Below are 19063 nucleotides of genomic sequence, written 5' to 3' on the forward strand. Positions count from 1 at the left end.
GATTCTCTTTAAAGTTGCATAAGCTGCACATCAACGCTGATATAACCGCAGTAAATCACGGAAAAACAAGACGTTGGTATACCATACTAGAAACCACTGCGGGCCATCGCCAATGTCGTATCCAACATTCTATTGGCGAAACCCCATTCGTTATCGCACCATACCAACGTCTTAATCAGGTGCTGCCCACTGACCCGCGTCTGCGTGCAATCGACAATCGCACTGTGCGGATCATGGTTAAAATCGGTCGACACCAAGGGTAATTCCGTATAGTCAACTATACCACGAAATGAACCTCTTGCTGCCTTTTGCAAAAGCTGGTTAACCTCAGTCACACCAACCGGGCTTGTCACGCTAACGCTTAAATCGATAGCCGTCACATTGATGGTTGGTACCCGTACCGAGATAGCTTCAAACCTGTCGCAAAACTTCGGAAAAATACGGGTAATCCCTGCGGCCAGTTTAGTATCAACGGGGATAATCGACTGGCTTGCTGCTCGGGTACGGCGTAAATCTTGATGATAAGCATCAATCACGGGCTGGTCATTCATTGATGAATGGATGGTGGTCACAGTGCCGGATTCGATACCATAAGCATCATCCAACAACTGAATAATAGGAATAATACAGTTCGTGGTACAGGAGGCATTGGAAACAATTCGATGCTCAGCCTGTAAATCCTGATGGTTAACCCCATAAACCACGGTCGCATCCAAATCATGACCGCCGGGATGGGCAAACAGTACCTTTTTGGCACCGGAGGTTAAATGCGCCTCGCCATCTGCGCGGCTGCCATACACACCGCTGCAATCCAGAACCACGTCAATTCCTAACTCACCCCAGGGTAACTGCCCGATCTCTGGCTGATGTATCAACCGGATAATATCGTCCCCGACGTATAAACTGTCACACTCCTGACGAACATCCCAAGCGAACCGGCCATGGCTGGAGTCGTACTTCAACAGATGGGCCATCCCTTCCGCATTCGCCAACTCATTAATCGCTACCACTGAAATCTCTGCCCGGCGACCCGATTCATACAATGCGCGTAAAACGCTGCGGCCAATGCGGCCAAAGCCATTTATCGCTATGCGGATTGTCATGTTACTCCCTGATTCTGATTATTATCATGCAACCCTATAGCCTACTGCACCGCACCCTAAGATGTTAATCGTCTTATCACAATTCAGCCAGAATACAGCCGACTTTTTCCTCAGCGAATTTGGCTGAAACGGAAAACGAATCATGACTGAAACGCTTCAGCCAGAATAAACCAAACCAATCATAAAAGGAATATCTGCCTGATAAAGGGCACAATTCATCCATCAATTGGCGAAAAAAAAGACCGCCGGAGCGGTCTTTTAACAGGCGTATTACCGGGATTATCATCACCGTTTACACGCTGCTCATTTTCGAGCGATAAATTACTTCAACAGCGCCTGAGCTTTCGCCACCACATTTTCTACGGTGAAGCCAAACTCTTTGAACAGCAAGTCAGCTGGAGCAGATTCACCGAAGGAGTGCATACCCACCACTGCGCCATTCAGGCCGACGTATTTGTACCAGTAATCAGCAATACCCGCTTCTACTGCAACGCGAGCGCTGACAGACGATGGCAATACAGATTCACGGTAAGCCGCGTCTTGTTTGTCGAATGCATCAGTTGATGGCATAGAAACAACACGCACTTTACGGCCAGCGGCGGTCAGTTGATCCGCAGCCGCAACCGCCAGTTCAACTTCAGAACCGGTCGCGATAAAGATCAGTTCAGGTTGGCCCGCACAATCTTTCAGCACATAAGCACCTTTAGAGATGTTGGCTAACTGCTCGGCAGTACGTGGCTGTTGTGCCAGATTCTGACGGGAGAAGATCAGTGCGCTTGGGCCGTCTTTACGTTCCAGGGCATACTGCCATGCCACCGCAGATTCAACCTGGTCACACGGACGCCAAGTGCTCATGTTCGGCGTAACACGTAGGCTCGCCATCTGCTCAACAGGCTGATGGGTTGGGCCATCTTCACCCAGACCGATGGAGTCATGGGTGTAAACGAATACGGTGCGGATTTTCATCAGTGCAGCCATACGCACTGCGTTACGGGCATATTCCACAAACATCAAGAAGGTCGCGCCGTAAGGGATGAAACCACCGTGCAGTGCGATGCCGTTCATGATGGCAGACATACCAAATTCACGGACACCGTAGTGAATGTAGTTACCGGCCAGATCGTCGCTCAGAGATTTAGAGCCAGACCAGATAGTCAGGTTACTTGGTGCCAAGTCAGCAGAGCCGCCGAGGAATTCAGGTAACACTTTACCGAAAGCTTCCAGCGCATTTTGTGAGGCTTTGCGACTAGCAATGTTAGCCGGGTTAGCTTGCAGCTGTTCGATGAATTTCTTCGATTCAGTCGCCCAGTTAGCTGGCAGCTCACCGCTTACGCGACGTTTGAATTCAGCAGCCAGTTCTGGATAGGCTTTAGCATAAGCGGCGAACTTCTCGTTCCAGGCCGCTTCTTTCGCTTGGCCCGCTTCTTTAGCATCCCACGCAGCATAGATATCCTGCGGGATTTCGAATGGAGGGTATTTCCAGCCCAGTGCGACACGGGTTGCCGCAACTTCATCGGCACCTAATGGTGCACCATGTGAATCATGAGTACCGGCTTTCTTCGGTGAGCCAAAACCAATAATGGTTTTGCACATCAGCAAGGATGGCTTGTCGGTCACTTTGTGGGCTTGTTCGATGGCGGCTTTGATGGCGTCAGCGTTATGACCATCAACACCACGAACAACGTGCCAGCCGTAAGCTTCGAAACGGGCAGCAGTATCATCGGTAAACCAACCTTCAACGTGACCATCGATAGAGATACCGTTGTCATCGTAGAACGCGGTCAGTTTACCCAGCTTCATGGTGCCAGCCAGAGAGCAAACTTCGTGAGAGATGCCTTCCATCATGCAACCGTCGCCCATAAAGGCATAGGTGTGGTGATCGACAACATCATGACCAGGGCGGTTAAACTGCGCGCCCAGCGTGCGTTCTGCAATGGCAAAACCAACGGCATTAGCGATGCCCTGACCCAGCGGACCAGTGGTGGTTTCTACGCCAGCGGTATAGCCATATTCTGGGTGACCTGGCGTTTTAGAGTGCAATTGGCGGAAGTTTTTCAGCTCTTCCATCGGCAGATCATAGCCAGTGAGGTGCAGCAGGCTGTAGATCAACATGGAGCCGTGACCATTCGACAACACGAAACGGTCGCGATCTGCCCAGTGTGGATTCGTTGGATTATGGTTCAGGTAATCACGCCACAGAACTTCGGCAATATCTGCCATGCCCATAGGGGCGCCCGGGTGGCCGGAATTCGCTTTTTGCACTGCGTCCATGCTTAGTGCGCGGATCGCGTTGGCAAGCTCTTTACGAGAGGACATGTTTTACTCCAGGTCGGATTAAAAAAAGCGTTCAAGTTTACCATTTTCTCAGACTCAGCATTGAAACGGCAATCACTAAAACCACATTGAGCTATAACTTCCATATTAATGGCTAATGGAATCTGCTGATTTTCAGAATTAAGCTATAGCTGTAACGCCCAAGGCAGGGTAACCTCGCTGCGTTTTTAGCCACACAATGAGCGGGTAAACACTCGAGGGGCCGGAATTGCTTGTTTTTGCAAACAGACCAGTACAAACCTTAGGTTGCAACCACAATTTAGGGCAAGACCTATTGCCGACAGAGTAGAACAACCGCCGTCGATTCAACAGCTATTAATGCGATAGTTGACAAGAATACGACCGCTACTGTGGGCGAAGCACGATGAATAGATAACCACAGATAATGCGTTGCCGACACCAATAGAACTGCCCTATCCAATGATAAAAATGGCGTAACCACAGGAAAAAGTGTTATGAAAATTCGTACCTCTATGATTGCACTGAGCCTAACAGCACTGCTTAGCGGCTGCCAAAATATGAATGCCGATGGCTTAATGCAGTCTGGCGCACAGGCATTTCAAGCCGCAACCCTAAGCGATGCTGATGTCAAAAATCTCAGTGAGAAATCTTGCGCAGAAATGGATCAGAAGGCCCAAATTGCGCCAGCGGATAGCACTTACGGCAAGCGCCTGGCTAAGATCTCGGCCGCATTGGGTGATAATATCAATGGTACGCCAGCCAACTATAAGGTTTACGTGACTAAAGATGTGAATGCTTGGGCGATGGCTAACGGCTGTATTCGCGTCTATAGCGGCCTGATGGACATGATGACCGACAATGAAGTGGAAGGCGTACTCGGCCATGAAATGGGCCATGTGGCACTGGGTCATACTCGCAAGGCCATGCAAGTGGCCTACGGCACCACTGCCCTGCGCACCGCCGCAGCATCCGCCGGTGGCGTTGCTGGGCAACTTTCTCAGTCTCAGCTAGCGGATATAGGCGAGAAGCTGGTGAATGCCCAGTTCTCACAAAAGCAAGAGAGTGAAGCTGATGATTACTCATTCGATTTGCTGAAAAAACGGGGTATCGATCCTAACGGTTTGGTGACCAGCTTTGAAAAACTGGCGACCATGGAAGCAGGCCGCACCAGTAGCATGTTTGATGATCACCCCTCCTCGCAAGCGCGTGCCGACCATATTCGTCAACGCATTGCGACCGAAAAGTAAATCAAGCTAACTTATTAATGCAAAACGCCCGTGATGATACGGGCGTCATTGCTGGTAAGGTAAGGTCAGATTGAAACTAGCCGCCCTCGCCCAAATTCACCTCCAGCTGATCGCCATTGATCCGCACCGGATAGATCACTAAATCCCGATCACCTGGCTCACGCAAGCACTGCCCAGTTCGGATATCAAACAACGCGCCATGCAAAGGGCATTCGATGGTCGCACCATCCACAAATCCCTGACTGAGTAATGCATTAGCATGGGGACAGATATCTTCCATGGCGAAATACTCACCATCAACCAGATAAACACCAATCCTTTTATCCGCTGCCTGAGCGGAAAAAGGAGAGTCCTGCTTGACGTAATTGACCTTACAGACGCTGAACCAGCCCATTGAAGCCCCCATGTTGTTCGCCTAGTCACGATTAAAACCATTAATATGAGTGTGGTTGAGATTGGGTTAATTACCAGCGAGCGCACAAACAAAAAAGGGCGAACCGAAGTTCACCCTTAAATCATCATAAAACAAGATGTTACTCGTCTTCGAGGTAGGTATAGCCGTACAGACCTGCTTCAAACTCTTCCATAAACTGTGCTTGCAGCTCGGTGTCCAGATCAGTTTCTTTCACTTGATCGCGGAAATGAGCCAGCAGCTTCTCTGGATTCAGTTGAACGTACTCCAGCATATCTGCGACGGTATCGCCCTCATCGGTTTGCTCAACTTCAACCGTGCCATCAGGGAAGACATACACATCAACGGCTGCCGTATCACCGAACAGGTTGTGCATATTGCCCAGAATTTCCTGATAAGCGCCGACCATAAAGAAGCCCAACAGTGGCGGGTTTTCTGCATCATATGGCGGCATAGGCATAGTGGTTGCTACCCCATCACCATCGATATAGTGGTCGATGGTACCATCGGAATCACAAGTGATGTCCAGCAACACCGCACGACGTTCTGGTGGCTTATCTAAACCTTCCAATGGCAAAACTGGGAACAGCTGATCAATGCCCCATGCATCCGGCATTGATTGGAACAGCGAGAAGTTAACATACAGCTTGTCAGCCATACGCTCTTGCAGCTCATCAATAATGGGCCGGTGCGCACGGTTGCTCGGGTCCAGCTGCTTTTGGATATCATTGCAAATGCTCAAATACAGCTCTTCAGCCCATGCCCGTTGCTTCAGATCCAACATACCGTGAGCGTATTGAGTATGAACATCGTGCAAATCCATCTGGCTATCGTGCAACCATTCGCGCAGCGAGCGACGATTTTCTGGCTCCTGCATTTCCAGCCAAGTATCCCACAGGCTTTCCAGCGCGCGTGGTGCATCGGCAGCGGGTGCCAGTGGCTCGTTGAACTCATTACGTTCTACGCCGATAACATTGGAGACCAGCACCGTGTGATGCGCAGTAACGGCGCGACCAGACTCAGTGATGACGGTAGGATGCGGCAGACCATGCTCATTACAGGCATCACCGATACCCCAGATAACGTTATTGGCATATTCATTCAAGCCATAGTTAACCGAGCAATCGGATTGAGAGCGCGTCCCTTCGTAATCCACACCCAGACCACCACCCACATCGAAGCACTGGATATTGACACCCAATTTGTGTAGCTCTACATAGAAACGCGCTGATTCACGCACGCCAGTAGAGATATCACGGATGTTGGACAGCTGAGAACCCAAATGGAAATGCAATAATTGCAGGCTTTCCAGACTGTTGGCCTCACGCAGCATATCAACCAGTTGCAGCACCTGAGTGGCCGATAAACCAAATTTGGATTTTTCACCACCACTGGCCTGCCACTTACCGGAGCCTTGTGACGCCAAACGCGCACGGACACCCAAGCGCGGCACCACATTTAGGCGCTCGGCTTCTTCCAGTACCATTTTGATTTCTGACATCTTTTCGATAACCAGATAAACCTTATGGCCCAGCTTTTCACCGATTAATGCCAGACGGATATATTCACGGTCTTTATAGCCATTACAGACGATGACCGAACGGGTCATACCGGCATGGGCCAGAACCGCCATCATTTCTGCTTTAGAACCGGCTTCCAGCCCTAACGGCTCGCCAGAACTCACTAAGGACTCAATGACCCGGCGATGCTGGTTGACCTTAATCGGGTAAACCAGGAAGTAATCGCCCTCATAACCAAAGGATTCACGCGCACGTTTAAACGCACCGTTAATTGAGCGCAGGCGGTGTTGCAAAATTTGTGGGAAACAGAATAACGCAGGCAGGCGCTGCCCCTGTTCAAGCTGCATTCCTTTGACCAGTTGTGCCAAATCGACACGAGCTTCACGAACATCGGGATCAGGGCAAACACTGATATGACCCAACTCATTGACGTCATAATAGTTGCCACCCCAATAGGCGACGTTATACGTGCTCAGCATCTTGCTGGCATTACGATCATTCATGGCAACCTCCTGCATGGAGCGTAAAGAAACATGTGCGCCCGCAGCTGACGGACGGCCAATCAAGTTATCATCAGACATAATTCGCCTCTATTGCGATACTGACGATAAAGTCAGCCACTATCGCAGCTACAACCTGCAAGGACAACCCGCGTGAATGCCAAATTGGCAGGATAATACGCTGGAAAGCGCTATCCACGAGCGGTTTATCACTCAGCTATTCATTACCCAAAGGGTAAAACACGTTTAAATGTAAAATACGTTTGACTGTAAATACGTATTGAGATTTTGTGAATCGGATTAGCCGCAAAGTCGTCAGGCTACTCGGATTCAGTGCTTCAGGCGGTGATTAACCTGCCCGCGAATCCTGAGTCGCACCCATATGGGTGTAACATCGGGTTGATGGTGTACAAGAAAGGAAGGTTGCAAGGGGGGATTGAACGTCAGAACGACGCAGCTGTTGATGTGCAGCAACCAGTAGACAACGGATCATTAATCCAACCACCTCCACGCATGCCGCTCACAATGAACGGACAAGACTTTATTAATAGACAATTTAGGTCACAGTTTGATGACGCCGCCATTTAAGTGCTCATCTACAGTGATGCGCCCAACAATATTGAGAGCCCCTCACTGAGTGCAAAACACTAAAAATTGAGCAATGAGCGAATGTCATCTTCTGCCATCTTCATCATTGCGTATCAAATAAGCTGCGCGCGCAGTTTATACCTATAACGAGGGCAAAATGCAAAATGAAAATAGCCCGTAACTGTATCAAGCGGTAAATAAACTGAGGGACAACCGAAACAAGAAATATCTTGATGCAAAAAGCGCTGGCATTAAGGGCAAAATTTGGCCTAAAATAGACGTCTAGATGTTAATACATCCATAGATTTTAATTGCTATAATACCCGTTACGTTATCAACGCTAACGGTTTCTCAATTGATAGACTGCTAAAGGCTTTGCCTAAAGGGGCGTTGTTCGGAGCAAAATCGCAAAAAGTCGGTGTAAACGCCACTTTCTGCTGTTGAACTCACACGCTATGCAGTGACATTTCACTTGTATTCAAGGTAAAGAAAATAATGGCTAAACACTTATTTACGTCGGAATCTGTCTCTGAAGGGCATCCGGACAAAATTGCTGATCAGATTTCAGACGCCGTACTTGACGCAATTCTTGAGCAAGACCCAAAAGCACGTGTTGCCTGCGAGACCTATGTCAAAACGGGTATGGTATTGGTTGGCGGTGAAGTCACCACTAACGCATGGGTAGATATCGAAGAGATCACCCGTCGTACTGTGCGCGAAATCGGTTATGTCAATTCTGAGATGGGTTTTGATGCTAACTCTTGTGCCGTTTTAAGCGCCATCGGTAAGCAATCTCCTGATATTAATCAAGGTGTTGACCGTGCAGATCCGCTGGAACAAGGCGCGGGTGATCAGGGCCTGATGTTTGGCTATGCCACTAACGAAACTAGCGTATTAATGCCAGCCCCCATTACCTATGCTCACCGTTTGGTTGAGCGTCAGGCAGCGGTGCGTAAAAATGGCACCTTGCCATGGCTGCGCCCAGATGCAAAGAGCCAGGTTACCTTCCAGTATGACGATGGCAAAATTGTCGGTATTGATGCGGTAGTGCTGTCGACTCAGCACTCAGAAGATATCAGCCTGAAAGATTTACAAGAAGCGGTGATGGAAGAGATCATCAAGCCGGTTCTGCCAGCCGAATGGCTCACTGCAAATACCAAATATCATATCAACCCAACGGGTCGTTTCGTTATCGGTGGCCCAATGGGCGACTGTGGTTTGACCGGACGTAAAATCATCGTTGATACCTACGGCGGCATGGCACGTCATGGTGGCGGTGCATTCTCAGGTAAAGATCCCTCTAAAGTTGACCGCTCAGCCGCTTATGCTGCCCGTTATGTCGCGAAGAATATCGTTGCCGCAGGTCTGGCTGACCGCTGTGAGATTCAGGTGTCCTACGCCATTGGCGTGGCAGAGCCGACCTCTATCATGGTGGAAACATTCGGTACGGGGAAAGTCTCTGAGGATCAACTGATTACCCTAGTGCGTGAGTTCTTCGAACTGCGCCCTTATGGCCTGATCCAAATGCTGGATCTGCTGCACCCGATCTATCAAGCAACCGCCGCCTATGGTCACTTTGGTCGCGAAGAGTTCCCTTGGGAAAAAACCGACAAAGCCGCAATACTGCGTGATGCTGCGGGCCTGAAATAAGTTTTAGTCCAGAAGATTCGAACTGTAAAAACCCCGCTGGCCGGGGTTTTTTATGCGCACTGCTTTTATCGCTGCCGATATCTTTCGATCAAACTGAAGAGTGCCATTCCTAGCAGCATCGCGGCCACAAATATGATTCCCTTGATCATCCCTGCCCCCAACAACACCAGAGCAGGCCCCGGACAGATCCCCGCTAATCCCCAACCTATGCCGAATAACAGGCTACCGCCGATTAAACGCCGATCGATATGGGTGGATGTTGGCCATTGTAATGGTTGCCCAAGCAAACTAACGCCGCGCTTTTTCGCCCAACCAAAACCAATAGTGGCAACCAACACCGCGGCCGCCATCACCAATCCCAGCGAGGGGTCCCACTGTCTGCTAATATCGAGAAAACCCAATACTTTTGCTGGATTCGCCATGCCCGCAACAATCAGACCCAGCCCGAAAAGCAGCCCCGCCAGCAATGAGAAAAGTAAATTCATATTCCCTTCCTAAGTCAGCTTATTTACTAGACGAATAGATGCCGAACAAGCCATACAGTAATGAAACCGGTAAACATAAAACTCAGTGTCGCCGCTAATGAACGCAGGGAAAAACGCGCGAGCCCACAAACACCGTGCCCACTGGTACACCCTGCACCATAGCGCGTGCCGATACCCACCAGCAGACCAGCCACAATCAATAGCGGTAATCCCGCATCAATCTCAATCCTGGGCAATTCGGTGAATCGCGAATAAGCCAAAGGAGAAATAATCAGGCCGATAATGAAAGCCGCACGCCAGGCAACATCCCCAGTTTTGGGCTGCAGCAAGCCGCCAAGAATGCCGCTGATACCGGCAATTCGGCCATTCCATAACCATAAAACAGTCGCGGCGATACCCAATAACGCGCCACCCACCAATGCACTGTAAGGGGTGAAATTAGCCCAATCGATAGTCATACGCCCTCCTGCTGTTGTGGGCAATAAAGCTGATAAAGCACCTCAAGCAGTGCCAATATCTTGCTATCGGCGATCGAGTAAAATATCCGCTTGCCGTCACGGCGAGTACTGACTAACCCATCACTGCGCAACACGCCCAACTGTTGAGATAACGTCGGTTGTCGAATACCTAACGCGGCCTCCAACTCGCCGACCGCTTTCTCTCCCTGGCTCAGTTGGCATAAGAGTAGCAATCGATCCTCATTGGCCAGCACTCGTAATAGGTCACAAGCTTGGGCTGCCGCCTGTCTCATCAGATCCACGTTGATCGTTTTATCGTCACTCATGTGACCTCCGAATGTTTTTCTTTATTATATACTTTTATATTATATTTTTTTACATAATGATCTACTGAAAAATAGCCCTGTCGACTGACTTGCATCTGGGTATCTGCCGTTTTATTCTTCCGCCATATGAGTGCACTAAGAATCCCCATCGCGTTACAACAAGCCGTTATGCGCTGTCTACGCAACAAATTGCAGCTGGCGAATCAGCACCTTGGCACCGCTTATCCGGAGCCAAAAATCAACTATTATCAACGTGGGACTAGCGCGGGCAGTGCCTATCTACAAACCTTTGAAATTCGCCTAAATCCAGTATTACTACTGGAAAATCAGCAATCATTTATCGATGAAGTGGTGCCTCATGAACTGGCCCACCTGCTGGTTTATCGCCAATTTGGTCGAGTGCCCCCCCATGGCAAAGAGTGGCGCTGGATGATGGAGCAAGTATTGCAAGTCCCGGCCAGCCGCACCCATCAGTTTGAAGTAGCCTCGGTGCGCAGCAAGACCTTCAATTATCAGTGCAAATGCCAGCAACATGCCTTAACCATTCGCCGCCACAATAAAGTGCAACGCGGTGAGAGCGAATACCGCTGCCGTCAGTGTGGTGAAAAGTTACAATTTATCGCGGTGAAAAGCTGTTAGAATTTCTCGTTACTTGTTATAAAACAGCGTGTTAACTTGCTATCCATAAATAATATCTATAACCTGCCTGCTTTTCATCATCGGGCCGTTTTTGAGATATGTTACGCAACCTTCTGTTCCTGATAATTTTTTCCTCCCCTCTGCTTCCACTGACGGTCTACAGTCAAAGCATCAATAACTTCTCACAGGCCAAAGCGGTTGCCGCGAAAATTAACCAAGATGCGCCTGGCAGTTTTTACTGTGGCTGCAAAATTGACTGGCAAGGTAAAAAAGGGGTTCCAGACCTGAAGAGCTGCGGTTATCAAGCCAGAAAAAATGCCCAACGAGCCGCCCGAATTGAGTGGGAACATGTGGTTCCGGCCTGGCAATTTGGTCATCAGCGCCAATGCTGGCAACAAGGTGGCCGCAAAAACTGCGCCAAAGACCCGGTCTATCGACAGATAGAAACCGATCTACACAATCTGCAACCTGCTATTGGCGAAGTGAATGGTGACCGCAATAATTTCATGTATTCCCAATGGAATGGCGGCAACGGCCAATATGGTCAGTGTGAGATGAAAGTTGATTTTAAGAATAAGGCCGCAGAGCCACCTACCCGTGCTCGCGGGGCTATCGCGCGGACCTATTTTTATATGAACGAGCAGTATCAACTGCGCCTCTCCAGCCAGCAACGCAAGTTGTTTGAGGCTTGGGACCGCCAATATCCAGTGACGAATTGGGAATGTTTACGTGACGAGCGAGTCGCGAAAGTCCAAGGGAATCATAACCCTTATGTACAACGGGCTTGCCAGCAGAGAAAGGGCTAATCTAGTATATTGGTCAATCAATCCGAATCCCCTATGCGCCTCATAAATAGGATTGCCCTATGGGCGATATTTTCGATTGGCTGATGCTTCCCTGCCTCTGGTATCCTTAGGCACTTACTTATTTCGCGCGGCTCAATCAGTTGCGCGGTATGTTTTCGTTTCAGGACTTAGGGCAACCCATGCGTATACCCCGCATTTATCATCCGCAACCCTTGCAGGCGAATACCGAACTTGCGCTGAGTGATGAAGCCGCCAATCATGTAGGCCGCGTGCTCCGGATGGGTGAAGGACAAAGCCTGCAATTATTTGATGGCAGCAATCAGGTTTTCGACGCGGAAATCATCCGAGTAGATAAAAAAAGTCTGGTTGTCCGCCTTGCCGAAGGGTTGTTGGAAGATCGCGAATCACCACTTAACCTGCATCTGGGCCAGGTAATCTCCCGTGGCGAAAAAATGGAGTTTACCGTACAAAAATCCATTGAACTGGGTGTCAATGTGATTACTCCGCTGTTTTCTGAGCGCTGCGGTGTAAAGTTGGATGGTGAGCGTCTGGCGAAAAAAATCCAGCAGTGGCAGAAAATTGCTATCGCTGCCTGCGAACAGTGCGGCCGTAATATCCTCCCTGAAATCCGTGCTGCGATGCAGTTATCTGACTGGTGCGCAGAGCAGGATGACAGCCTGAAGCTGAATCTGCATCCCCGCGCCAGCAACAGCATTAACACCCTTCCCCCGTCGCTCAACAAAGTGCGTTTGTTGATTGGTCCGGAAGGCGGCCTCTCTGCCGATGAAATTGCCATGACCTCGCGCCTTGGATTTACTGATATCCTGCTAGGGCCGCGAGTGCTGCGTACCGAAACTACTGCCCTTACCGCAATCACCGCTTTGCAGGTGCGATTTGGCGATCTGGGATAAAATTCGTTCCCACTAGGAGAGAATAATGATCAAGCTCGGCATCGTAATGGACCCCATCACGTCCATTAATATCAAGAAAGACTCCAGCTTCGCCATGCTATTGGAAGCACAGCGCCGTGGTTGGGAACTGCATTACATGGAGATGGGTGACCTCTATATGCGTGGCGGCGATGGCCGCGCCCGCACCCGCCTGCTAAGTGTGAAGCAAGATAAAGACGACTGGTTCAGTTTTGGTGCAGAGCAAGACCTGCCCTTGCATGACCTTGATGTCATCCTGATGCGCAAAGATCCACCTTTTGATACTGAATTCATCTATGCCACCTATATTCTGGAACGCGCGGAAGATAAAGGAACATTGGTGGTGAATAAGCCGCAGAGCCTACGTGACTGCAACGAGAAGCTGTTTACCGCTTGGTTCGCTGACTTGACACCGGACACGCTGGTTAGCCGCAGTAAAGATCATATCCGTCAATTCCATCAGGAACACGGCGATATCATCCTGAAACCACTGGATGGCATGGGTGGCGCCTCAATATTCCGCGTGAAACAAGATGACCCTAACCTGTCAGTGATCATTGAGACACTGACCGAGTTGGGTAGCCGATTCTGTATGGCGCAGAACTTCCTGCCGGCCATCAAAGAAGGTGACAAACGTGTCTTGGTGGTTGATGGCGAACCAGTGCCTTATTGCCTGGCGCGTATCCCTGCGCAGGGTGAAACCCGTGGTAATCTGGCCGCTGGTGGCCGTGGTGAAGCTCGTCCACTCAGTGAGAGTGACTGGAAGATTGCCCGCGCAGTTGCCCCGATATTGAAGCAAAAAGGCTTAATTTTTGTCGGCTTGGATATTATCGGCGATCGCCTGACTGAAATTAACGTCACCAGCCCAACCTGCATACGTGAAATTGAAGCCGCCTTCCCGGATGTGTCGATTACCGGCATGTTGATGGATGCCATTGAAGTCCGATTAGCGAATAAATAAGCCCGATACCCTCCCCAGAAACTTGGAGTCGCAGCCATCAACCCTGCGGCTTCAAGGGCGAAGCGCCCCCAAAGCCATTGGAGTTGCAGGTAGGCGGCAAGAGAGTAAATCCCGATGAGCTTACTCAAGTAAGTGATTCGGGTGAGTGAGCGCAGCCAACAACCCTGCGGCTTCAAGGGCGAAGCGCCCCCAAAGCCATTGGAGTTGCAGGTAGGCGGCAAGAGAGTAAATCCCGATGAGCTTACTCAAGTAAGTGATTCGGGTGAGTGAGCGCAGCCAACAACCCTGCGGCTTCAAGGGCAAAGCTCCCCCAAAGCCATTGGAGTTGCAGGTAGGCGGCAAGAGAGTAAATCCCGATGAGCTTACTCAAGTAAGTGATTCGGGTGAGTGAGCGCAGCCAACAACCCTGCGGCTTCAAGGGCGAAGCGCCCCCAAAGCCATTGGAGTTGCAGGTAGGCGGCAAGAGAGTAAATCCCGATGAGCTTACTCAAGTAAGTGATTCGGGTGAGTGAGCGCAGCCAACAACCCTGCGGCTTCAAGGGCGAAGCGCCCCCAAAGCCATTGGAGTTGCAGGTAGGCGGCAAGAGAGTAAATCCCGATGAGCTTACTCAAGTAAGTGATTCGGGTGAGTGAGCGCAGCCAACAACCCTGCGGCTTCAAGGGCGAAGGGGGCCGTGACTTTATCCTCATTTATCCGCATACTTACACCAGTTCATCCCTTAACTCAGCGAATCCTCTATATAACATAATGAATTTACAGCATCATTTTCTTATCGCTATGCCGTCACTTCAGGACCCTCAATTTATGCGCTCGGTTATCTATATCTGTGAGCATAACGAAGAGGGGGCCATGGGTTTGGTGATTAATCGGCCGATGGAGCAGTTCACGGTCGAAACTGTGTTGCAAAAACTAAAAATCAGCCCTTCACCACGGGATCCCGCAATACGTCTGGATAAACCAGTATTGGCTGGCGGGCCGTTGGCAGAAGATCGCGGGTTTATCCTGCATTCGCCACGGGAAGGTTTCGGCTCCAGTATCCCCATTTCACCCGATACCATGATAACCACCTCCAAAGATGTGTTGGAGACCTTCGGCACACCAGATCAGCCTAAAAATCTGCTGGTGGCACTGGGTTATGCGGGCTGGCAGCAGGGGCAGCTAGAGCAGGAGTTGCTGGATAATGCATGGCTGACTATTGAGGCGGATACCGATATTCTATTCCACACTCCGATTACTGAGCGCTGGCAAGCGGCTGCCAACAAGCTGGGTATCAATATTTTTAATATTGCACCGCAAGCAGGACACGCTTAATGGCTAATCGCACCATTGTCGCCTTTGATTTTGGCACCAAAAGTATCGGCGTGGCTATTGGTCAGGAAGTCACCGGCACTGCCAGAGCGCTGACCTCATTTAAAGCTCAAGACGGTACCCCGGACTGGCAAAAAGTCGAAAAACTGCTGAAAGAGTGGCAGCCTGACTTAGTGGTGGTCGGATTACCGCTGAATATGGATGGCACCGAGCAACCGCTGACCGCCCGTGCTCGTCGGTTCGCCAACCGCCTGCATGGCCGCTTTGGTGTACAGATAGCCTTACAGGATGAACGCCTCAGCACTGTCGAGGCTCGCGCCAATTTGTTTGACAGTGGTGGCTACCGCGCACTGGACAAAGGCAGTGTCGATGCCGCCTCTGCGGTCATTATTCTGGAAAGTTGGTTTGATGAACAAGCGGGCTAAATAGGCTATTTTTTTATTTGCTGGAAGCTGTTATCTACCTTGTGTTTCCACGATCTGATTGGGTCATCCGCGCATATCATGGCACCGGTGCCCACGGAATTGTATACTCTCTTTATGCCAATCAGCGGCTCAAAATATTGCACACCCCATGCGGGTGTTTTTTACATTTATTGAGGTTTTCTCATGACAAAAGTGACTGTTGCTGCGACTCAAATGGCCTGCTCTTGGGACCTGCCTAAGAACATTGAAAATGCCGAGAAACTGGTACGTCAGGCGCACGCCAAAGGCGCGCAGATCATCCTGATTCAAGAGCTGTTTGCCGCGCCTTATTTCTGTATTGATCAAAGCCCGGAACACTATGCACTGGCCCAAGAGCTGGATAATAGCCCGTTGATCCAGCACTTCTCCAAGCTTGCAGCTGAGCTGCAAGTGGTATTGCCACTGAGTTTCTTTGAGAAAGCCAATAACGCCTATTACAACTCGCTAGTCATGATTGATGCTGATGGCACGGTTATGGATGTGTACCGCAAAACTCACATTCCAAATGGCCCGGCCTATCAGGAAAAACAGTTCTTTATCCCAGGGGATACCGGTTTTAAAGTTTGGCAGACCCGTTATGCCAAAGTTGGCGTGGGTATCTGCTGGGATCAGTGGTTCCCAGAAACTGCTCGTAGTCTGGCGCTGCTCGGCGCAGAAATTATCTTCTACCCAACGGCTATCGGCTCAGAACCAGCTTACCCTGAAATTGATAGTCAGCCACACTGGACCCGTGTCCAGCAAGGTCATGCTGCCGCGAACTTGGTCCCAGTGATCGCCTCTAACCGCATAGGCACTGAGAAGAGCAAGTTTATCGATGGTCTGGAAATGACCTTCTACGGATCGTCCTTCATTGCAGACCAAACCGGTGCCCTGCTGGCTCAGGCGAACAAAACTGATGAAGCCATTTTGGTACATGAGTTTGATTTGCAGGAAATCGCTGCGCAGCGCGCGTCATGGGGCTTGTTCCGCGATCGCCGCCCGGAAATGTATCAGGCATTAGCCACTTCTGACGGCAAGACCCGGAGATAATTTATGTCTGCACAAGACACGATTTTACAAAGTACAGCGTCACAAGCACTATCCGGTACGCCACAACAGGACGGCTTCTTTATGCCTGCTGAATGGGCAAAGCAAGATGCCGTCTGGATGCTATGGCCCTATCGTCAGGATAACTGGCGCGGTAAAGGTATCCCTGCTCAGCAGACATTTGCCAAAGTAGCCGAAGCCATCGGCCGTACTACGCCAGTGTTTATGGGCGTACCTGCTGAGTTTATGGCGCAGGCTAAAGCCACCATGCCTGCCAGTGCTACCTTAGTTGAAATGGCCAGCGATGATGCCTGGATGCGTGATACCGGCCCGACCATGGTCATCAACGGTGCTGGTGAGCGCCGCGCTGTTGACTGGCAGTTCAACGCTTGGGGCGGCCTTAACGGCGGCTTGTATAGCGACTGGCAGCAAGATGAAAAAGTTGCCGCTCAGGTGAGTGACTTCCTGAATAATGCTCATTACAGCGCTCCTTTGGTGCTAGAAGGCGGCTCCATTCATACCGATGGTGAAGGTACTTTGCTGACCACCGCTGAATGTTTGCTAAACCCAAACCGCAATCCGCATCTGAATCAGGCGCAGATTGAGCAGTTGCTGCGTGAATATCTCGGCGTCACGCATTTCATCTGGTTGCAAGACGGCGTTTATAACGATGAGACTGATGGTCACATCGACAATATGTGCTGCTTTGTCCGCCCCGGTGAAGTCGCCCTGCATTGGACCGACGATCAGCAGGACCCGCAGTACGCACGTTCGGTTGCCGCTTTTGATGTGCTATCCAATGCGGTCGATGCCAAAGGCCGTAAGCTGAAAATCTGGAAGTTACCCGCTCCCGGCCCGCTGTATAACACCGAAGAAGAGACTTTCGATGTGCTGTCCAGCGATGCCGTGCCACGTACCGCTGGCGAGCGGCTTGCAGGCTCTTATGTCAATTTTCTGATCAGTAACCAGCAGATTATTTATCCTCTGCTGGATAGCCGCACTGACGGTGTGGCACAGGATCTATTGCAGCAGATGTTCCCTGGCTACGCGATTGTCGGTGTTCCTGCCCGCGAGATCCTGCTAGGGGGTGGCAATATTCACTGTATTACCCAGCAGATCCCTGCGGCCTAGTTTACCCTTCGTGCTTGGAGCCGCTGCTGTGTTAGCGGCTCTCATTGCTCGGCCCATCCAGTTGATCTGACATTCAACTCGCAATCGCCAAGGCTCCCTCTTTTTGTCTCTGCGCGATACTCTGCTCGAAGGTCTGCATTCCCCATTGCCCGCCGGACTGAATCACTGTCGGTAGCTGATAGGTTTTACCTTCACGAATCAAATGGCTACCAGCGGTGGTTTGTGTCAGTATTTCAAACACCGCAATACGCCCGCCCCCACTCTTTTGACACAACTTTTGCGCGATGACGGCCCGCAAGCTAGCCGCTAGCTGCGCCTGGATAATCGTTTTCTCTGCCGCTGGGAAAACATCCACCAACCGATCTATTGACTGAGTTGCGGTGCGGGTATGCAGTGTCGCTAACACCAGATGCCCGGTCTCAGCGGCGGTCAGTGCTAACCTGATCGTCTCCTGATCCCGTAATTCCCCCAGCAGGATGATATCGGGATCTTGTCGCAGGGCTGCGCTCAAGGCACTACTGAAAGAGTGAGTATGACTGCCCAGCTCCCGTTGCTGGATCAAAGATGTTTGGCTGCGATGAATAAACTCGATCGGATCTTCAAGTGTGATGATATGGCGGGCCTGCTGCTGATTAATAGCACTGATCATCGCACTCAATGTGGTGGATTTACCGCTACCTGTTGCACCAGTCACCAGAATCAATCCATTCTCTTGCTCAATAAGCTGGCTAATGATGTTTGGAGCGTCTAATTCAGCCAGTGACGGACAGACCGCAGAAATAAGCCGGAAAGCGATTGACTGCCCCTGCCGCTGCTGAAAAATATTTGCTCGTAATCTTTGCCCCGCCCCAGTGGTGTAGGCGCAATCCACCTGTCCTGTGTGTTGTAATCGCCTCTGCTGCGCCTCACTCAATAAGTGCTGACTTAGCCCATTGAGCCAGCCAGCATGAATTCGTGGCCAATGGGTAAAGGTTTTCAATTCACCATCAATGCGCAATACCGGGTGATAACCGGTACAAAGGTGCAGATCTGACGCATTATGATTTACACTAGCCGCCACTTTATTTGCGAAATCCTGTTCGTTAAAGCCATCATTGGTGCTTTCGGGATTTTCTAAATCAATGCATCTGGCCGTTATACCGTCATATGCGGGGTTATCCGGCGCTGAATTTTTATCATCCAGACGGGTGAAATCCATATCAAACTCCTGGGTC

23 protein-coding genes are annotated in these 19063 nt (G+C 50.4%); 10 read left to right on the forward strand and 13 right to left on the reverse strand.

Going from position 1 to position 19063, the window contains the following annotated elements:
• Positions 1 to 86 precede the first annotated feature (86 nt).
• Complete coding sequence (epd, locus tag ACZ76_RS05210; RefSeq protein ID WP_048617430.1) at positions 87 to 1103, reverse strand: erythrose-4-phosphate dehydrogenase; 1017 nt, start codon at positions 1101 to 1103, stop codon at positions 87 to 89.
• Between the two features lie 321 nt (positions 1104 to 1424).
• Entirely contained in the window at positions 1425 to 3419 is a 1995-nt protein-coding gene (gene tkt, locus ACZ76_RS05220; protein WP_048617433.1) for a transketolase, read from the reverse strand.
• A gap of 473 nt (positions 3420 to 3892) precedes the next feature.
• Between tkt and loiP the strand changes: the two genes are divergently transcribed.
• On the forward strand, positions 3893 to 4645 hold the full coding sequence (gene loiP / locus ACZ76_RS05225) for a metalloprotease LoiP (RefSeq protein WP_048617436.1): 753 nt from the start codon (positions 3893 to 3895) through the stop codon (positions 4643 to 4645).
• 76 nt (positions 4646 to 4721) lie between these two features.
• On the opposite strand, the gene ACZ76_RS05230 is transcribed toward loiP, so the two are convergent.
• The 3 genes from ACZ76_RS05230 to ACZ76_RS19790 form a co-directional block, all read right to left on the reverse strand.
• A complete protein-coding gene (locus tag ACZ76_RS05230) occupies positions 4722 to 5039 on the reverse strand; it encodes a non-heme iron oxygenase ferredoxin subunit (RefSeq protein WP_048617438.1) in 318 nt (105 codons plus the stop codon).
• Positions 5040 to 5178: 139 nt separating this feature from the next.
• A complete protein-coding gene (speA, locus tag ACZ76_RS05235) occupies positions 5179 to 7158 on the reverse strand; it encodes a biosynthetic arginine decarboxylase (protein ID WP_048617440.1) in 1980 nt (659 codons plus the stop codon).
• Positions 7159 to 7426: 268 nt separating this feature from the next.
• Positions 7427 to 7570, reverse strand: a complete 144-nt coding sequence (locus ACZ76_RS19790; RefSeq protein WP_155409025.1) for a hypothetical protein — start codon at positions 7568 to 7570, stop codon at positions 7427 to 7429.
• A gap of 590 nt (positions 7571 to 8160) precedes the next feature.
• Here ACZ76_RS19790 and metK point away from each other — a divergent pair.
• Entirely contained in the window at positions 8161 to 9315 is a 1155-nt protein-coding gene (gene metK, locus ACZ76_RS05240; RefSeq protein ID WP_048617442.1) for a methionine adenosyltransferase, read from the forward strand.
• A 65-nt stretch (positions 9316 to 9380) separates the two neighbouring features.
• On the opposite strand, the gene ACZ76_RS05245 is transcribed toward metK, so the two are convergent.
• From ACZ76_RS05245 to ACZ76_RS05255, 3 genes are read right to left on the reverse strand one after another with little or no spacing between them, the layout of a single operon-like run.
• On the reverse strand, positions 9381 to 9800 hold the full coding sequence (locus ACZ76_RS05245; protein WP_048617445.1) for a YeeE/YedE family protein: 420 nt from the start codon (positions 9798 to 9800) through the stop codon (positions 9381 to 9383).
• Between the two features lie 26 nt (positions 9801 to 9826).
• A complete protein-coding gene (locus tag ACZ76_RS05250; RefSeq protein ID WP_048617447.1) occupies positions 9827 to 10258 on the reverse strand; it encodes a YeeE/YedE family protein in 432 nt (143 codons plus the stop codon).
• Entirely contained in the window at positions 10255 to 10584 is a 330-nt protein-coding gene (locus ACZ76_RS05255) for an ArsR/SmtB family transcription factor (RefSeq protein ID WP_048617449.1), read from the reverse strand. The genes ACZ76_RS05250 and ACZ76_RS05255 overlap by 4 nt, the downstream gene beginning before the upstream one ends.
• A 126-nt stretch (positions 10585 to 10710) precedes the next feature.
• On the opposite strand from ACZ76_RS05255, the gene ACZ76_RS05260 reads away from it, so the two are divergent.
• From ACZ76_RS05260 to gshB, 4 genes are all read left to right on the forward strand, one after another.
• Positions 10711 to 11223 (forward strand): SprT family zinc-dependent metalloprotease, encoded by a 513-nt coding sequence (locus ACZ76_RS05260; RefSeq protein WP_048617451.1) that lies wholly within the window; start codon positions 10711 to 10713, stop codon positions 11221 to 11223.
• A gap of 98 nt (positions 11224 to 11321) precedes the next feature.
• Positions 11322 to 12029 carry a deoxyribonuclease I gene (endA, locus tag ACZ76_RS05265; protein ID WP_048617453.1) on the forward strand — a complete coding sequence of 236 codons (708 nt, stop codon included), beginning with the start codon at positions 11322 to 11324 and terminating at the stop codon, positions 12027 to 12029.
• 179 nt (positions 12030 to 12208) lie between these two features.
• Positions 12209 to 12940: a 16S rRNA (uracil(1498)-N(3))-methyltransferase gene (rsmE, locus tag ACZ76_RS05270; RefSeq protein WP_048617455.1), complete on the forward strand. Its 732-nt coding sequence runs from the start codon at positions 12209 to 12211 to the stop codon at positions 12938 to 12940.
• A gap of 25 nt (positions 12941 to 12965) precedes the next feature.
• Entirely contained in the window at positions 12966 to 13919 is a 954-nt protein-coding gene (gene gshB, locus ACZ76_RS05275; protein ID WP_048617457.1) for a glutathione synthase, read from the forward strand.
• Positions 13920 to 14039: 120 nt separating this feature from the next.
• Here the strand turns inward: gshB and ACZ76_RS19630 are convergent, their stop codons facing one another.
• The 4 genes from ACZ76_RS19630 to ACZ76_RS19645 are packed head-to-tail and all read right to left on the reverse strand — an operon-like array spanning position 14040 to position 14531.
• Complete coding sequence (locus tag ACZ76_RS19630; protein ID WP_268802081.1) at positions 14040 to 14168, reverse strand: hypothetical protein; 129 nt, start codon at positions 14166 to 14168, stop codon at positions 14040 to 14042.
• The gene (locus tag ACZ76_RS19635; RefSeq protein WP_261371273.1) at positions 14161 to 14289 is read right to left on the reverse strand and encodes a hypothetical protein; all 129 of its coding nucleotides are present in this window, start codon (positions 14287 to 14289) and stop codon (positions 14161 to 14163) included. The genes ACZ76_RS19630 and ACZ76_RS19635 overlap by 8 nt, the downstream gene beginning before the upstream one ends.
• On the reverse strand, positions 14282 to 14410 hold the full coding sequence (locus ACZ76_RS19640) for a hypothetical protein (protein WP_268802081.1): 129 nt from the start codon (positions 14408 to 14410) through the stop codon (positions 14282 to 14284). Before ACZ76_RS19640 ends, ACZ76_RS19635 begins: the two co-directional genes overlap by 8 nt.
• Positions 14403 to 14531: a hypothetical protein gene (locus ACZ76_RS19645; RefSeq protein ID WP_268802081.1), complete on the reverse strand. Its 129-nt coding sequence runs from the start codon at positions 14529 to 14531 to the stop codon at positions 14403 to 14405. The genes ACZ76_RS19640 and ACZ76_RS19645 overlap by 8 nt, the downstream gene beginning before the upstream one ends.
• Before the next feature lie 136 nt (positions 14532 to 14667).
• Here ACZ76_RS19645 and ACZ76_RS05280 point away from each other — a divergent pair, with 136 nt between their 5' ends.
• From ACZ76_RS05280 to aguA, 4 genes are all read left to right on the forward strand, one after another.
• Entirely contained in the window at positions 14668 to 15231 is a 564-nt protein-coding gene (locus ACZ76_RS05280) for a YqgE/AlgH family protein (RefSeq protein WP_048620194.1), read from the forward strand.
• Positions 15231 to 15653 (forward strand): Holliday junction resolvase RuvX, encoded by a 423-nt coding sequence (ruvX, locus tag ACZ76_RS05285; protein ID WP_005157116.1) that lies wholly within the window; start codon positions 15231 to 15233, stop codon positions 15651 to 15653. Before ACZ76_RS05280 ends, ruvX begins: the two co-directional genes overlap by 1 nt.
• Before the next feature lie 183 nt (positions 15654 to 15836).
• Entirely contained in the window at positions 15837 to 16721 is an 885-nt protein-coding gene (gene aguB / locus ACZ76_RS05290; protein ID WP_048617460.1) for an N-carbamoylputrescine amidase, read from the forward strand.
• Positions 16722 to 16724: 3 nt separating this feature from the next.
• Positions 16725 to 17849 carry an agmatine deiminase gene (aguA, locus tag ACZ76_RS05295; protein ID WP_048617461.1) on the forward strand — a complete coding sequence of 375 codons (1125 nt, stop codon included), beginning with the start codon at positions 16725 to 16727 and terminating at the stop codon, positions 17847 to 17849.
• A gap of 73 nt (positions 17850 to 17922) precedes the next feature.
• Here the strand turns inward: aguA and ACZ76_RS05300 are convergent, their stop codons facing one another.
• Complete coding sequence (locus ACZ76_RS05300) at positions 17923 to 19047, reverse strand: type IV pilus twitching motility protein PilT (RefSeq protein WP_048617463.1); 1125 nt, start codon at positions 19045 to 19047, stop codon at positions 17923 to 17925.
• Between the last annotated feature and the right edge of the window lie 16 nt (positions 19048 to 19063).

Source organism: Yersinia aleksiciae, assembly GCF_001047675.1.
Classification (GTDB): domain Bacteria; phylum Pseudomonadota; class Gammaproteobacteria; order Enterobacterales; family Enterobacteriaceae; genus Yersinia; species Yersinia aleksiciae.

Coding starts and splice junctions, on each gene's coding strand:
- epd (WP_048617430.1), bottom strand. CDS start 1,103: ATGACAATCCGCATAGCGATAAATGGCTTTGGCCGCATTGGCCGCAGC.
- tkt (WP_048617433.1), bottom strand. CDS start 3,419: ATGTCCTCTCGTAAAGAGCTTGCCAACGCGATCCGCGCACTAAGCATG.
- loiP (WP_048617436.1), top strand. CDS start 3,893: ATGAAAATTCGTACCTCTATGATTGCACTGAGCCTAACAGCACTGCTT.
- ACZ76_RS05230 (WP_048617438.1), bottom strand. CDS start 5,039: ATGGGCTGGTTCAGCGTCTGTAAGGTCAATTACGTCAAGCAGGACTCT.
- speA (WP_048617440.1), bottom strand. CDS start 7,158: ATGTCTGATGATAACTTGATTGGCCGTCCGTCAGCTGCGGGCGCACAT.
- ACZ76_RS19790 (WP_155409025.1), bottom strand. CDS start 7,570: ATGATCCGTTGTCTACTGGTTGCTGCACATCAACAGCTGCGTCGTTCT.
- metK (WP_048617442.1), top strand. CDS start 8,161: ATGGCTAAACACTTATTTACGTCGGAATCTGTCTCTGAAGGGCATCCG.
- ACZ76_RS05245 (WP_048617445.1), bottom strand. CDS start 9,800: ATGAATTTACTTTTCTCATTGCTGGCGGGGCTGCTTTTCGGGCTGGGT.
- ACZ76_RS05250 (WP_048617447.1), bottom strand. CDS start 10,258: ATGACTATCGATTGGGCTAATTTCACCCCTTACAGTGCATTGGTGGGT.
- ACZ76_RS05255 (WP_048617449.1), bottom strand. CDS start 10,584: ATGAGTGACGATAAAACGATCAACGTGGATCTGATGAGACAGGCGGCA.
- ACZ76_RS05260 (WP_048617451.1), top strand. CDS start 10,711: ATGAGTGCACTAAGAATCCCCATCGCGTTACAACAAGCCGTTATGCGC.
- endA (WP_048617453.1), top strand. CDS start 11,322: ATGTTACGCAACCTTCTGTTCCTGATAATTTTTTCCTCCCCTCTGCTT.
- rsmE (WP_048617455.1), top strand. CDS start 12,209: ATGCGTATACCCCGCATTTATCATCCGCAACCCTTGCAGGCGAATACC.
- gshB (WP_048617457.1), top strand. CDS start 12,966: ATGATCAAGCTCGGCATCGTAATGGACCCCATCACGTCCATTAATATC.
- ACZ76_RS05280 (WP_048620194.1), top strand. CDS start 14,668: ATGAATTTACAGCATCATTTTCTTATCGCTATGCCGTCACTTCAGGAC.
- ruvX (WP_005157116.1), top strand. CDS start 15,231: ATGGCTAATCGCACCATTGTCGCCTTTGATTTTGGCACCAAAAGTATC.
- aguB (WP_048617460.1), top strand. CDS start 15,837: ATGACAAAAGTGACTGTTGCTGCGACTCAAATGGCCTGCTCTTGGGAC.
- aguA (WP_048617461.1), top strand. CDS start 16,725: ATGTCTGCACAAGACACGATTTTACAAAGTACAGCGTCACAAGCACTA.
- ACZ76_RS05300 (WP_048617463.1), bottom strand. CDS start 19,047: ATGGATTTCACCCGTCTGGATGATAAAAATTCAGCGCCGGATAACCCC.